This window comes from Okeania sp. KiyG1, assembly GCF_014132355.1.
In the GTDB taxonomy this organism is placed as follows: Bacteria; Cyanobacteriota; Cyanobacteriia; order Cyanobacteriales; family Microcoleaceae; genus Okeania.
Genome location: NZ_BLZO01000058.1, coordinates 40891 through 56513, shown reverse-complemented (window position 1 = coordinate 56513; position 15623 = coordinate 40891). Strand labels below are relative to the sequence as shown.

General features: G+C 37.1%; 10 protein-coding genes and 1 pseudogene. 7 read left to right on the top strand and 4 right to left on the bottom strand.

The window, feature by feature from the left end:
- Positions 1 to 196: 196 nt before the first annotated feature.
- Positions 197 to 1672 carry a DUF3134 family protein gene (locus SAGCYANO_RS44565; RefSeq protein WP_237396055.1) on the bottom strand — a complete coding sequence of 492 codons (1476 nt, stop codon included), beginning with the start codon at positions 1670 to 1672 and terminating at the stop codon, positions 197 to 199.
- Between the two features lie 742 nt (positions 1673 to 2414).
- Between SAGCYANO_RS44565 and SAGCYANO_RS11070 the strand changes: the two genes are divergently transcribed.
- Positions 2415 to 2999 (top strand): PAP/fibrillin family protein, encoded by a 585-nt coding sequence (locus tag SAGCYANO_RS11070; RefSeq protein WP_202220126.1) that lies wholly within the window; start codon positions 2415 to 2417, stop codon positions 2997 to 2999.
- Positions 3000 to 3118: 119 nt separating this feature from the next.
- Here SAGCYANO_RS11070 and SAGCYANO_RS11065 read toward each other — a convergent pair whose 3' ends face one another.
- From SAGCYANO_RS11065 to SAGCYANO_RS11055, 3 genes are all read right to left on the bottom strand, one after another.
- The gene (locus SAGCYANO_RS11065) at positions 3119 to 3697 is read right to left on the bottom strand and encodes a hypothetical protein (RefSeq protein WP_202220125.1); all 579 of its coding nucleotides are present in this window, start codon (positions 3695 to 3697) and stop codon (positions 3119 to 3121) included.
- Between the two features lie 426 nt (positions 3698 to 4123).
- Positions 4124 to 5218 (bottom strand): ParM/StbA family protein, encoded by a 1095-nt coding sequence (locus tag SAGCYANO_RS11060; protein WP_202220124.1) that lies wholly within the window; start codon positions 5216 to 5218, stop codon positions 4124 to 4126.
- A gap of 1055 nt (positions 5219 to 6273) precedes the next feature.
- Entirely contained in the window at positions 6274 to 6459 is a 186-nt protein-coding gene (locus SAGCYANO_RS11055; protein ID WP_202220123.1) for a hypothetical protein, read from the bottom strand.
- A gap of 706 nt (positions 6460 to 7165) precedes the next feature.
- Here SAGCYANO_RS11055 and ftsH2 point away from each other — a divergent pair.
- The 6 genes and pseudogenes from ftsH2 (at position 7166) to SAGCYANO_RS11035 (ending at position 15062) form a co-directional block, all read left to right on the top strand.
- Entirely contained in the window at positions 7166 to 9052 is a 1887-nt protein-coding gene (ftsH2, locus tag SAGCYANO_RS11050; protein WP_202220122.1) for an ATP-dependent zinc metalloprotease FtsH2, read from the top strand.
- Between the two features lie 1546 nt (positions 9053 to 10598).
- Complete coding sequence (locus SAGCYANO_RS11045) at positions 10599 to 11909, top strand: aminopeptidase P N-terminal domain-containing protein (protein WP_202220121.1); 1311 nt, start codon at positions 10599 to 10601, stop codon at positions 11907 to 11909.
- 412 nt (positions 11910 to 12321) lie between these two features.
- Positions 12322 to 13796: pseudogene (locus SAGCYANO_RS44560) on the top strand (GAF domain-containing protein); the annotation flags it as partial.
- A gap of 51 nt (positions 13797 to 13847) precedes the next feature.
- Positions 13848 to 14252 carry a histidine kinase dimerization/phospho-acceptor domain-containing protein gene (locus SAGCYANO_RS44555; RefSeq protein WP_375339918.1) on the top strand — a complete coding sequence of 135 codons (405 nt, stop codon included), beginning with the start codon at positions 13848 to 13850 and terminating at the stop codon, positions 14250 to 14252.
- Positions 14253 to 14334: 82 nt separating this feature from the next.
- On the top strand, positions 14335 to 14598 hold the full coding sequence (locus SAGCYANO_RS44550) for an ATP-binding protein (RefSeq protein ID WP_307785870.1): 264 nt from the start codon (positions 14335 to 14337) through the stop codon (positions 14596 to 14598).
- 44 nt (positions 14599 to 14642) lie between these two features.
- Complete coding sequence (locus SAGCYANO_RS11035) at positions 14643 to 15062, top strand: response regulator (RefSeq protein WP_237396053.1); 420 nt, start codon at positions 14643 to 14645, stop codon at positions 15060 to 15062.
- The last annotated feature ends 561 nt before the right edge of the window (positions 15063 to 15623 follow it).

Here is a 15623-nt window from a genome sequence, read left to right as displayed (position 1 = left end):
CACTTTTTAATAATTTAGGTTTGATTAAATAATTATCAAATTCAGCTTTTAACTAAATAGCTTTTTGGTAATTACCGAATAATTAAGCTTTAAAGCCTCTCCTTTAAATGAGAAAAAATTTTCCCTACCGCGTCAATCCTATCCGTTTTCAAGGAGAGGTAATAATTAATTATTAATTATTAATTGTTGAAAATATCTATTCACCTGAGTCATCGTCATTTCCTTCCAAAACATCATCATCACTAAAATTGTCATCTACAGCTATCAATTCTGAAATTTCCTCTTCCTCTTCTAGATAATTGTCTGATTCTGAAGGATCTCTAGGTAACATTCTGCCTGATGTTTCTAACCAGTCCACTATAGATGAGTCTCGTTGGGTAGGGATTACATCTGCCGGTTCATGGCGAGGTATTAGAAGCAGGGAGGGGTTGTAAACTAGAACTGGTTGTGACTGAGGTTGGTTATTTCTACGACTAATAACTCCTACTGGTTGTCCTACTGGTTGCTCCACCTGGCCCTCTACCATACTTGGTGACAAAACTACAGGTTGTGGATTTACTGTCTCCTGTACCGTAGTTGGCTGTTGTACTACAGGCTGTGGATTTACTGTTTCCTGTACCGTAGTTGGCTGTTGTACTACAGGTTGTGGATTTACTGTCTCCTGTACCGTAGTTGGTTGTGGCACTACAGGTTGTGGATTTACTGTCTCCTGTACCGTAGTTGGTTGTGGCACTACAGGTTGTGGATTTACTGTCTCCTGTACCGTAGTTGGCTGTTGTACTACAGGTTGTGGATTTACTGTCTCCTGTACCGTAGTTGGTTGTTGTACTACAGGTTGTGGATTTACTGTCTCCTGTACCGTAGTTGGTTGTTGTACTACAGGTTGTGGATTTACTGTCTCCTGTACCGTAGTTGGTTGTTGTACTACAGGTTGTGGATTTACTCTTTCCTGTACCGTAGTTGGTTGTTGTACTACAGGTTGTGGATTTACTGTCTCCTGTACCGTAGTTGGTTGTTGTACTACAGGTTGTGGATTTACTCTTTCCTGTACCGTAGTTGGTTGTGGCACTACAGGTGTTTCCTGTACCGTAGTTGACTGTGGTACTACAGGTTGTGGATTTACTGTTTCCTGTACCGTAGTTGGCTGTTGTACTACAGGTTGTGGATTTACTGTCTCCTGTACCGTAGCTGGTTGTTGTACTACAGGTTGTGGATTTACTGTCTCCTGTACCGTAGTTGGTTGTTGTACTACAGGTTGTGGATTTACTGTCTCCTGTACCGTAGCTGGCTGTTGTACTACAGGTGTTTCCTGTACCGGAGTTGGTTGTGGCACTACAGGTGTTTCCTGTACCGGAGTTGGCTGTGGTACTTGTGGATTTACTGTTTCCTGTACCATAGTTGGCTGTGGTACTACAGGTTGTGGCACTACAGGTGTTTCCTGTACCGTAGTTGGTTGTGGTACTACAGGTTGTGGATTTACTGTTTCCTGTACCGGAGTTGGTTGTGGCACTACAGGTGTTTCCTGTACCGGAGCTGGTTGTGGCACTACAGGTTGTGGATTGACTGTTTCCTGTACCGGAGCTGGTTGTGGCACTACAGGTGTTTCCTGTACCGGAGTTGGTTGTGGCACTACAGGTTGTGATTGGCTGTTTGTTTGTTGTTTTTCTTCCATATATCCTCAGTCAAGGAATTTTAGTAAGTTTATCCTAATATCTTTTAGATTTACTCATCTCCTCTATCCGGTCTATTGGATTTTAGGGGATTTTGTTTGAAATTTGCTAGCAAATAATATATACAAATGTTTTTCCTGTCCTAATTTAAAAGATTAGATGAATACTTGCATCAAATCTTGAAGAAGTAGTCAGTAGTCAAAATGATATAAACTGGGGTATTAAACCCATTAAGGAAAAGAGAATTTCATAGGTTGAGTAAAGAAGCAAGATGGATAATTTTGCACCGAGAAATAATCTAAAATCTAAAATTTTTCAATTAATTCAAACAAAAGACCTCTTGCAAAAGTTTTAATTAAATCTATTCCACCTATGAAATTGTTGATTTCATCAAAATAATTGGGTTGCGCCACCCCGCCTTTTAAGGCGAAATATTTTTTGAGGGGGACTCAAATCCCCGTTACAAAAATAACTTCTAATTTTTGACTTTTGACTTTTGACTTTTGACTTTTGACTTTTGACTTTTGACTTCGTTAACTTCCTATTCCCTGACAACTGCTGCGAAGTCTCAAGTAAAATCAATCCAAGTAGTAAGCCGATCTAAATTTTTTGCTACTGTTAAGGATATCGTTAAAATTGCTTAAGACCCGGATACCCGAAGAATGTTTTTGAAATTTTCTTCTTCTGCAAATAAAGAAAAATTGTCAGCCTAGAATCAACAAAGATTGACAATAAACAAAAATTATGATTTATAAATCCAGATTAATAGAGACACTTACAGGCAAAAATCGTGGTTTACTAGCAAGTAAAAATGACCAACAAGTAATTCTAGCAGCGATCGCTCAAGTAGAAGATTATAATCCCAACCCTAGTCCCTTTGAAGCAAAAGAACTATTAAATGGCAATTGGCGATTACTTTATACTACCAGTCAAGAATTACTACGCATTGATAGCTTTCCTTTCCTGAAACTAGGGGAGATTTATCAATGTATCCGAGTCCAAGATACAGCAGTCTATAATATTGCTGAAGTATCTGGTTTGCCTTTTTTAGAAGGAATAGTTAGTGTTGTTGCTCAGTTTGAAGCTGTGTCAGAAAAGCGAGTAAATGTTAAATTTAATCGTTCAATTTTAGGTTTACAAAGTTTAATAGGTTATCGATCGCCTAATAAATTAATTGCCGAAATAGAATCAGGAAAAAAATTTACTGCTATTGATTTTAATATACAAAACCGAGAACAAAAAGGATGGTTAGATATTACATATTTAGATGAAGATTTACGCATTGGAAGAGGCAATCAAGGCAATGTATTTGTACTAATTAGAGTTTAAGTTCAAGAATGCGCGAATTTAGAATTACCTCTTCTTATCAATAAGAGCATTGGATAAAAGAATTTTTTTTCTTTTTTCTCCATGAATGGAGAGGCTTTATACCTGAATTTTTCGGTAACTTAGAAATCTTCTATTAGAGAACTTAAGCGCTGCAATAAAGGATCTGCATCCGTTGTTGATTCTTTAACAGATAAATCTTCTTCTGCTGTTGATTTAGTAGAAGTTAATTCTTCTGAATCTTCTTGAGCTGATTTAGTAATAGGTATTTCTATCTGTGACAACTCTGTTTTAAAAGTCTCCATAACTTCAATTAATTTAGCATCTAAATTTAATTGAATTTGACTCAACTGTTGATTCAATTGATTCAAGTGTTTTTTTAACTCATTTTCATTTGATTGAACTGTATTATTAGATTTATTCAATTCTTCAGAAACAAACTTTGTTTCTAACTCAGAAAAATGTTTGGTAAGCCTCTCATAAATTCTGTGTTCTAGCCTTTGTAAATTAGATGCAGATTGAGCTAACTCTGTCGATGATGAAGATACATCCAAAAATTGCCATAGAGCTTGTTTACAAAGATTGCTAAAAGTTCGATATTTGTGAGAATTTAACTCTTTTTCTATAGCTGCCAATAATTGCTTATCTGCTGCCTCTTCGGTAAAAAAGACTTCTTTTTTCTGATTTTTTTCCCAAAGCATCAGGTAATATTTTTGTTAATTTAACACGGGGACAGAGAAAATTAATTTTCTACTGTGCCCCCGTTATTTTTTAATTTCAGACCTAGAAAAAACTACACAGGAACTCAGTGCAATACTCAATTATAAACTGGATTTTAGCACCTGGGGCTATGTAAAATTGCTTAGATTATACAACACCAAATATCTTTGTAATGTTAACTAGCTATCAGCTATTAGCTAGCCTCCTGGGTCGGAACTACGTTAACAGCTATTAGCCCAAAAAGGCAGTGCATAGATAATGGTATCTGTTTGCGGAGCATTCCGGAACGTCCAAGCTTGGGTTGCTCATCCCCTTAACGCAAAGCTGTTTGCGTAGCATGACCTAGGAAACGCTGATTGCTGAAATGCTGTTTGCGGAGCATTTGGTAAGGAAATGCTTTTTAAAACTTATCTAGATATTGCTAGTTGAGCCTCTCCATAAATATATTGTCCCAGAGCATTTGCTTCTCTAGATGGTTTAGCTAAATGAGCATTGAGACCTGCCTCTTGTAATAACCTTTCCAAATCTTCCTGAAAAAATTCTGCACCACCGCCAGTCATAACAACATCTGTCACCCTTTCTGGTAGCCACTTAATCAAACGGTCACAGAGTTTAGCTGCAAAAACCTTGCGCAACTCAGGCACAACACCATCAAGATTAATCGGTTTTGTCGCTCCTTTGGGACGATAAGAACGCTGGCCTTCTGGTTTATGGACTGCTTCTAGCAAATACAAAGACTGAGCATCTGCTCCCTCAATCTTAGAAGCCACATCTTCATAAAATTGGCTCATAGCAAAAGGTTCACTCTTAGAAGCAGCTCTAGCAAACCGAAAACGGTCTACCATTAAAAAGTCTGTAGTCTGATGGCCAATATCAACAACAGCAAGAGATAGTTTAGGTAACTCTGGCTTAAATTCCTTGCCATTGTTAGCTTCACACCATAGCAAACTACCATACCCCTCTGGCATGACCCAAACCTTATTAATTCTAATTTCGGCAGGATCGCCACCTCGATAGGACATTTTATGAAGACATTGTAATTGACTAACAATCTGTTCCTTTTCCTTTTCAAATTGCTCTTGGGAATAAAATGGTAAACCCATCACAATTGAAAATTCTCCCTTGATCTGAAAGTAACCAGCACAGGCCAAGATTTTAATTAGAGCATCTTCTACTTTGGACTTGGCAAAAGAGCGTTCATCACCGAATAGATTGGCCCCAAAATCAGCAGCCAACTGACCGACAGCGTATCCAGAGCCTTGATATTCCAACCACATATCTAATAATGGGTCTGTAGGTTTAGACTCAAAATTACCCGATCTGACTTGTTCTAAACTTAATTGCTTGACATTAGCTGGAATAAAAACTACACCATTAGGAGTTCGACTAACACAAGCTTTACTAGCTGTTCGTCCTAAGTCCACACTTAGGATTGTTTTTTTACCGACATTTGCTGGTTTCTGGGTCAGCATTGCTGCTGTTGCTGGCTGTTTAATAACCATTAGGCTGTATTACCTCACTAAACTTTTAAATCAAAATACTGACGTTGTTATAAATCCTAATAAATCCTAAGTTATAGATTAATTAAGACCTACGGCATTAAGCGAATAAAATCGCTGAATAAAATTAACATAGAAAGTAGAAGTAAAGTACTTTCAGAAGTTTCAGTCAACTGGAGAATATACACTCTATAACTTTTACCAAAAAATGAGGTCCATGCGCCTCCCCTTTTAAGGGGATGAAAAGCGGTCGTTAGCGGAGCTTCCCGTAGGGTGGGATGGCGAGGAAACCTGCGCCATATCCAATCGACCAAGAGAATATTCAGTTCAGTATTTCAAGCCTCCGGCTTTAGTCGAAGGTACTGATAACTGATAACTGATAACTGATAACTGATAACTGATAACTGAAATGACCCTTCACTTCTGCAGCAGGAGGAGATTCCCATATCAGGTGTGAGACCTTCCTCCATTTCACACTTGTTTTAACAAGGGAGTATTTTCGACCGCTCGGTTGAAAGGTGGAGATTTTCAGACTTTATCTAGATAGGTTTTTAGTCAAACCTGTTATTTTGAGCCGAGGGCATATAGCTAACTAAATATAATATTAGATATTAGTCCGGTCAAAATTATTATTAAAGCATCGTTTCACGAAACTCCTTCCATTAATTAAAAAGTTAATGATACTTTGCAGGAATTGCGATCGGAATTTCTAAGTTAATGAAAATAACTCTCCATGAATTTAGCATCTTAAGTTAAAAATGTTTAGTACAAATAAAGGAAAAGGAAAAAAGTTGATTTTTTGACTGTGCCTCTCTTCACTTCTTATTCTTAGGTAAGCAAAACATCTAGGCAACTAGAGTAATTCCCTACTTTTAACAAAATGACTTTATATTCATTTAAAGATTTAACCTGAAATTAATATTTCCTTCTTAAATATTCCTAATAATACCCTTCGCTTATTTTTTCATCAAAACCGTAGAATTTCACTATTCCCTCCTCAATAGACATCTCCCAAAATCAAAAATCAAAGCAATTACGATCTATAAATCGTCAATTATTCAATTATTTGGTAGTACTGCATGGTAATGGTAAGAATATATATTTTTTAATTTCTCCCGCACTCCCCATCCCCCCACACTCCCGGCAGGGCTAATTCTTTGTCGCCAGAGAATATTCATCAGAAATACATTTAATTGTGCAAATATACGAATCTCCCCATCCCCCCACACTCCCCATCTCCCCATCTCCCTAATTTAGGGCCTGACCGATCTAATCTAAAAGCATTGACAGATAAAGACAAGTGCCTTTTTGGGGTCGAATTGCAATGCAAATTTTTCAGCTCTTCATGCTCAAATTTGAGGGTATTTTAGGCCATAGTAGGGCAGAAAAATCCCAAATTGACAATTGTTACTCCTACCTCCTCGCTCATTCCCCGTTCCTCCTGTCTCCCCCTCCTGGCTCCCTCCTAGGAGGGGCGGGGGTGGGTTGGGTTAGGGGTAGGTTGTCTCCTGACTCCTGTCCACTGACTCCTGTTTGCTGTCTACTGACTCCTAACTCCTGTCTTCTGTCTCCTACTCCTACTAAAATACTTTTTCAGCAAACCCTAATTTATTTGTGTCAATGCCAGGAGATTTGTTCTGGAAGTCCAAGTAGTTGCCCTAATGTCTATTGTTAAGTTACATTTAGTTAAGATTATGAGTATTTCTTGGTCGCTGAACTAGCGGTGTCAGTGCCAGTAGCTCATGAGCAAACCCCAAGACCGCGCTGACTTACCTGTGAAGCCAACCTTTAGACCTGAAATGGTCTACCCCAAAAAAGGCAGATGCATTCTTAGCCTTTGCCTAACATTCCGTAGGAAAGCTCTCCCAAATCAGGTAGGTAAAGATGTCAAGGGTGTAAAAATTACACTAGCTATTTCAATTCAATTTTACTAAAAGAGGCCAATAATTTATGAAAATTTCTTGGAGAACAATTGTACTTTGGAGTTTACCAGCTCTAGTCATCGGCTTTTTTATCTGGCAAGGAGCATTCTCCCCAACAGTAGCAAACATGGGTAGCAATACCGCCAGTACCCGGATGAGCTATGGTCGATTCTTGGACTACTTACAAGCAGACCGAGTTACAAGCGTAGACCTTTATGAGGGTGGCCGTACAGCTATTGTTGAAGCAGTAGATCCAGAACTAGATAATCGAGTCCAACGATTACGAGTAGATTTACCAGCCAATTCCCCAGACCTAATTTCTCGTCTACGAGAGGCAAATATCAGCTTTGACAGCCATCCCCCACGCAATGAAGGGGCAATATGGGGCTTATTAGGAAATTTGGTTTTCCCAGTTTTATTAATTGTCGGTCTATTTTTCCTCTTCCGTCGCTCCAGTAACGTTCCTGGTGGCCCTGGACAAGCAATGAATTTTGGTAAGTCTAAGGCCCGCTTCTCAATGGAGGCGAAAACAGGTGTACTGTTTGATGATGTGGCTGGAGTTGATGAGGCCAAGGAAGAATTACAAGAAGTTGTGACTTTCCTCAAAAAACCAGAAAGATTTACTGCAGTGGGAGCGCGAATTCCTAAAGGTGTGCTGTTAGTTGGCCCTCCGGGAACTGGTAAAACTTTGTTGGCCAAGGCGATCGCTGGTGAAGCTGGTGTTCCATTTTTCAGTATTTCTGGTTCGGAATTTGTGGAAATGTTTGTGGGTGTGGGTGCTTCCCGCGTTCGTGACCTGTTCAAAAAAGCAAAGGAAAATGCTCCCTGTATTATCTTTATTGATGAAATTGATGCGGTGGGTAGACAACGTGGTGCTGGTATCGGTGGTGGTAATGATGAAAGGGAACAAACTCTTAACCAGTTGTTGACAGAAATGGATGGTTTTGAGGGTAACACTGGTATCATTATTATTGCTGCTACTAACCGCCCTGATGTATTAGATTCTGCATTATTACGTCCAGGTAGGTTTGACCGTCAAGTTGGTGTTGATGCTCCCGACATTAAAGGTCGTTTGTCAATTCTGGAAGTTCACGCTCGCGACAAAAAAATCAGTGAAGAAGTATCCCTAGATGCGATCGCTCGTCGTACTCCTGGTTTTACAGGTGCAGATTTGGCCAACTTGTTGAATGAAGCGGCAATTCTCACTGCTCGTCGTCGTAAAGAAGCAATTACTATGCCGGAAATTGATGATGCTGTAGACCGGGTGGTCGCAGGTATGGAGGGAACTCCACTTATGGATGGTAAGAGCAAGCGGTTAATTGGTTATCACGAGGTTGGTCATGCGATCGTTGGTACTTTGATGAAAGAGCATGACCCCGTGCAAAAAGTTACTTTGATTCCCCGTGGTCAAGCTCGTGGTCTCACCTGGTTTATGCCTAGTGAAGACCAAGGTTTAATCTCGAGGTCACAAATTTTGGCTCGTATTACTGGCGCTCTTGGTGGTCGTGCTGCTGAGAAGGTTATTTTTGGTGATGCTGAGGTGACAACTGGTGCTGGTAATGACCTCCAACAGGTTACAGGGATGGCACGTCAAATGGTGACTCGTTATGGTATGTCCGATCTTGGTCCGATGTCTCTGGAAACTCAACAAAGTGAGGTGTTTTTGGGTCGCGACCTAATGACTCGTTCAGAATATTCTGATGAGATCGCTTCTCGTATTGACGATCAAGTTCGCACTATTGTTGAGCATTGTTATGAGCACGCTTGTAATATAATGCGTGAGAACCGGGTTGTTATAGATCGTTTAGTCGATCTGCTCGTTGAGAAAGAAACTATTGATGGTGATGAGTTCCGACAAATTGTCGCTGAGTACACTAATGTTCCAGAAAAAGAACGTTTTGTTCCCATCATGTAATTAAAGAAGCACTTCAGCGGTTAGCTATCAGCTATCAGCGTAATTGAGGTTTTACACTTCAGTTAATTTAGTAGGTTTATGATGATACATTACCTAATTTACTAATAGTTGAAGTGTGAAATATAGTGTCTTAAAAAAGAACTGAAAGTTAAGTAGTTTTTGTGCTTAATTTTTGGTTCTTTTAATATAGCGGGAAGAAGGAAAAAGGAAGAAGGAAGGTTTTAGTTCTCTAGGAGACAAAGAAGAAGAAAGAAGGAAGAAGGAAGAAGGAAGAAGGAAGAAGGAAGAGGAAAGAAGTAAGTCTTTAGTTATCTAGGAGATAAGGAAGAAAGAATAAGGGGTTGGTGATTAGGTAATGCCCTTCAATATTTATGAACAGTACAACTATGAGTTTTTTTATAGAGATTTAAAACAAAAGCATTACTGAATTATTAATAATTAATAATTAAATAATTCGCGCCTTGAAGCCTCCCCTTTAAGGGAAAAAGCGGTCGAGGGATGGATGGGTTTCCTCGCCATATCCAATCGACCAAGAGAAGAAATAATTTATATTTCCTTATATTCAATTCCGTAACGGTTAAAACCCGAGGTAATTATCAATTATCCATTATCAATTATCAATTAATGAAGCATTCACCAATGCCAGGAATAATACCAGTTTGATAAATCTTTGCTACAAATATTTAGGTGACTGCGATTGAGTCAACCCACCCCTCGCCCCTCCCCTCCCAACCCACCCCTCGCCCCTCCCCTCCCAACCCACCCTCGCCCCTCCTCCCAGGAGGGGAGGGAGGGGAAGATAGGAGGACAGAGTCGTATTCTTATGTAGTAATTTATCTTTTTCGTCCAATAGATATTTCCTACAAATTATTTTAATACTGCTTATTATTTGTAACATTCTTTTTTCACCCTTGGTATAAAAGAAAAAATCTGGTGTTGTCTGAGTTTTAAGCTTTTGAACTTTTCATATCAAATCCGGTGGGGTTGCACATAGAATCCGGTTATATAATAGAGTTGTCGCTAAATAAAGGAAAAAAATCGCTCTAACCTAGACAGAGGAATAATTCCAAGCATTTTTACTCTCCCATAGCTACAATTATTACAGAACAAGGTTTTTGGGGATTTTTTAAGTTATAAAACGACAAGTCTAATATCTGTTTATAATTTCTTAAATTACTTCAATATTAGACATCTCCTTCATGCATAGTAGGGATGCTCTTATGCAACGTCCCTACAGGGAAATAATTTATAATTTCTGTACGATATAGATATTGATTTTTTATTATTGAAGATGTCTATTTAATCTCCCCTACTCCCCCACTCCCTCTTCCCCTCCACGGTCGGGGTTAGGGTGGGTCCCCCACTCTCAACTATATAATAAGTATTCAACCGGATTTGAGCTCATGCCCTTTCCTTCAACCGCTATATGAAATAGAATGTTAATGCTATAGTTTGAAATAGCAAAAATTTGGGTATTTAATATAAATATTTATCCCAAAATCAAAATATTTTCCTTCTTTCTGATTCTTTCTTACTTCTAAAAAATATGGCAATTTCAACAGAATATAAACAAAGACGCAAACAATTAATGACAAAAATTGGCAATGGTACGGCTATATTTAGAAGTGCGCCGATGGCTGTCATGCACAATGATGTAGAATATGCTTATCGTCAAGATAGCGATTTTTTTTATTTAACTGGTTTTAATGAACCGGAAGCTGTGGCAGTTATTGCACCACACCATGAAAAGCATAAATTTGTTCTGTTTGTGCAACCAAAAGACCAATTAAAAGAAACTTGGAGTGGTTATCGCGCTGGTGTGGAAGTTGCTAAGGAAAAGTATGGTGCTGATGCAGCTTTTTCTATTAATGAACTGAATAAAAAGTTACCTGAATATTTGAAAAAGGCAGATAAAATTTATTATCGCTTAGGACGCGATCGCAACTTCAATGAAACAATTCTTCGACATTGGCAAAATTTGATGCGGGTCTATCCGAGAACTGGTACTGGACCGATCGCTATTCAAGATGCGGGTACGGTTTTACATCCGATGCGTTTGCTGAAAAGTACTGCGGAATTAGAACAAATGCGGAAAGCTGCTGATATTGCTGTTGATGCTCATAACCATGCGATGAAGTTTGCTCAAGTGGGGCAGTTTGAATATCAAGTTCAATCTGAAATGGAGTATATTTTTTCTTGTCATGGAGCTACTCCTGCTTATCCTTCTATTGTTGCTTCTGGTGCTAATTCTTGCATTCTTCATTACATAGAAAATAATCGGCAAATGCAAGAAAATGATTTGTTGTTAATTGATGCTGGAGCTGCCTACAATTATTATAATTCTGATATTACTCGGACTTTTCCTATCAGTGGAAAATTTACACCGGAACAAAAGGTTATTTATGAGTTGGTTTTAAGAGCGCAACAAGCAGCAATTGCTGAAGTAAAACCAGGAAACCCTTATAAACAATTTCACGATACAGCAGTACGAGTATTAGTGGAAGGTTTGATTGATTTAAAATTGTTAAAAGGTAATATTGATGAAATAATTGAAAAGGAAAAATATAAGCATTTATATATGCACAGAACCGGACATTGGTTAGGTTTGGATGTACATGATGTGGGTGTTTATCAGTGGGGAGAAGAACCGCAAAATTTACAACCAGGGCAAGTTTTAACTGTGGAACCTGGTATTTATATAGGACCGAATATTAAATCAGTTGAAGGTCAACCGGAAGTGTATGACCGTTGGCGTGGAATTGGAGTTAGAATTGAGGATGATGTTTTAGTTACTGCTGAAGGAAATGAAGTATTAACTGCGGGAGTTCCAAAATTAATTGAGGAATTAGAGGATTAAATAGTCAGGGTGTGGGGAGTGCTGGGAGTGTGGGAGGTGTGGGAGATGAGGTTAAAAGTAGGAAAAATTTAATCTATACTAATCGACTAATAATTGTCAAAAAAAGACTTTGATTCTTGGTAAATATTTGACTGTTGAAGTATAGCATTAATAGATAGAAATTGGTGTCATATCATGTCCGGATAATCAGTGATAAAAAAACCTTACTCCTTTTAACTTTTTCTTCCCTTCTGCCTTCCTTCCTCTAAAGTATAAGTATTTAACCAGACATGATATTACCTAAAAATTGAGGCTTTAAACCAGAATTATTTAATTATTAATTATTAATTATTCGGTAATTCTAAATTCTAAATTCTAAATTCTAAATTCTTGAACTCTCTTCCTTCTTTATACCAACTTAAAACTAGAAGTAATGAGCAATAAAACTGAAATTATAACTGCAGAAACAGTAAATTTAACTAATTGCGACCGCGAACAAATTCATATTCCTGGTTCGATTCAACCTCATGGGGTATTGCTAGTTTTACAAGAACCAGAATTGGATATTATTCAAGTTAGTAGTAACACAGAAAAATGGCTAAATATTCTCCCAGAAAATCTACTAAAACAAAATATAAAATATCTATTAGAAAATCGACAAATAGATTGTATTCGTAATAGTTTAACAGGAGATTTTGAATATTTAAACCCACTAAAATTATCTATAAAATGTGGGAATGAAACCAAAATTTTTAACAGTATTGTACATCGCAATAACGGGGTAGTAATTGTAGAACTTGAACCTTGTAAAATTGAATCAGAACAAGATTTTTTCCAATTTTATAAACTCACTTGCCACACTATTACTCGGATTCAGAAGTCTGCAAACTTACAGGAGCTTTGTTCAATTGTAGTTAGAGAAATTCGTCGATTGACAGGGTTAGACCGGGTGATGATATATAAGTTTCATGCCGATAATTCAGGAGAAGTTATTGCTGAAGATAAACAAGAAGAATTAGAGCCATATTTAGGTTTACATTATCCCGCGACTGATATTCCTCAACCAGCAAGACATCTTTACAATGTTAATTATCTGCGAATTATTCCAGATATTAACTATCAATCTGTGGAGCTGTTGCCTAAAAATAATCCTTTGACCAACCAACCCCTAGATTTAAGCTTTTCTGTGTTGCGGAGTGTTTCCCCAATTCATATAGAATATCTCCAGAATATGGGTGTAAAAGCTTCTATGTCAATCTCTTTATTAAAAGAAGGAAAATTATGGGGATTGATTGCTTGTCATCACTACTCAACTAAATATATTCCCTACAATTTACGAACAGTTTGTGATTTTTTTGGACAAGTAATGTCTGTTCATATTACGACAAAAGAACAACATGATAATTTAGATTATAAAATTCATCTAAAATCCATACAATCTCAAGTAATATCAGCTATTTCTGAGTCTGAAAATTTATTGATGGCCTTCAAAAATATTGGAGAAAAATTATTAACAATAGTAGGGGCAACAGGAGCAATAGTTTATGTAGAAGGAAAAGTGCAAAAAATCGGAGAAACTCTCAAAGATGAAGAAATTGAACCTTTGCTTAATTGGGTTAAACTTCAAATAAAGACTGATGTATATTACACAGATTCTTTGCCGAAAATTTATCCTCCAGCTAATGAATTTAAAGAGATTGCTAGTGGTTTATTAGTGTTAGAAATTACTAAAGTTCAAAAAATTATCTGTTATGGTTTCGCCCAGAAGTAAGTCAAACAGTTAGTTGGGCTGGAAATCCCAAAAAACCTGGTAAAATTGAGTCGGATGGTACAATAACACTTTTGCCTAGGAAATCTTTTGCAAAATGGCTGGAAGCAGTTGAATGTCATTCTTTACCTTGGCAATCTTATGAAATAGAAGCAGTACAAGAACTCAAAAGTACAATTTTGGGAATTGTGATGCGGAGAATGACTGAATTAGCACAAAAGAGAGTAGCTGAATTAGCAGAAATAAATCTTGAACTAGAAGAAAGTAATAGTGATTTAGATTCTTTTACTTATATTGCTTCCCACGATCTAAAAGAGCCGTTGCGGGGTATTCATAATTATTCTACATTTTTGATGGAAGATTATGGAGAAATTCTTGACCAAGATGGTCGAGATAAATTAGAGACATTGGTGCGTTTAAGTCAACGAATGGAGGATTTAATTAACGCTTTATTGTTTCTTTCCCATTTGGGTCGTCAGGAGCTTAATAAATCTCCAATTAATTTGAATGAATTAATTGAAAATGTGGCAGAAGTTATTAGAATGAGTAAACCTAATGAATCTATTGAAATTATAAAAAGAATAATTTGCCAGTGATTTATGGTGATAAAATTCTCATGGAAGAAGTATTTAGCAACTTAATTAATAATGGGATTAAATATAATAAAAAAATCATAAAATTATAGAAGTTGGTTATAAATACACGGAAGAATCTGCCTGTTTTATATACGTCAAAGATAATGGCATAGGTATTCGAGAAAAGCATATAGAGACAATTTTTAAACTTTTTAAAAGATTACATGGAAAAGATAAGTTTGGTGACGGTACAGGGGTAGGTTTAACAATAGTTAAAAAAATTATTGAACGTCATGGTGGTAAAATTTGGCTGGAGTCTAATTATGGAGAAGGAACAACTTTCTATGTCAAATTATCGGAGAATTAATTATTAATGAATGCATTATTAAATAAACAAAAAAAGATTTATCTTTGTTAATAGTTGAAGATAGTGAAGAAGATTATACTACATTGATCCGACTTCTGAAAAAACAAGGTTTTGAACATCCTATATATCGATGTGTAGATGGAGATGACGCATTAGATTTTGTTTTCCAGACAGGAGAGTATTCTCCTGAAATAGCTCCTCGTCCTACACTGATTTTAATAGATTTAGATATGCCAGGAACTGATGGACGAGAAGTAATTAAAATTATCAAGAATCATCAAAAATTAAAAATTATTCCTATAGTTGTATTTTCAACTTCATCAAATACTAAAGATATTCAAATTTGTTATGAACAGGGAGTGAATAGCTATATGGAAAAACCAGTGAATATTAAAACTTTTAGCAAAAACATAGAAGATTTTTTGTCCTATTGGTTTGAAACAGCTATTTTGCCTAATTGTTGAGTTATACAGAATATTTCATCTCAATGACGTACCTCTGTGACGGGCAAGATGCTCGCACTTAATCGTTCATCTTTTTACCTAAAATACCACCGAATCTGTTGTATTTTCAAAATCAGTAATATCATGTCCGGTAGCATCGGTATTGTATAGTGAAGTAAGGAAGAAGGAAGACCGAAGTTGGAAGAAGGAAGAGGGAAGAAGGCTTAAAAGCTTGAAAAAACGTAAATTTTCTGTAGATATTCACCCTTGATTTTACACAAACGCGCCCCAGCGGACATGATATAATACTAAGCGTGATAAATGTTTGTTACAAATGGTAGGGACGTTGCATGCAACGTCCCTACGAAAGAAGGAAGAGGAAAGAAGGAAGAAGGGATAAATATTGAAAAAAAGGGAAAACAATATAAATAACTATCTAAAATGAACTGGATAAGCTATTTTTAAGCATATCCGAGCAAGGTCTACCTTTTTGTAGCATTCTTTTTTCAAATTGATATAAATCATTAACAAGAACTACTTTCTCTGTACGGACATTGCATGCAACGTCCCTACCTACTCCCC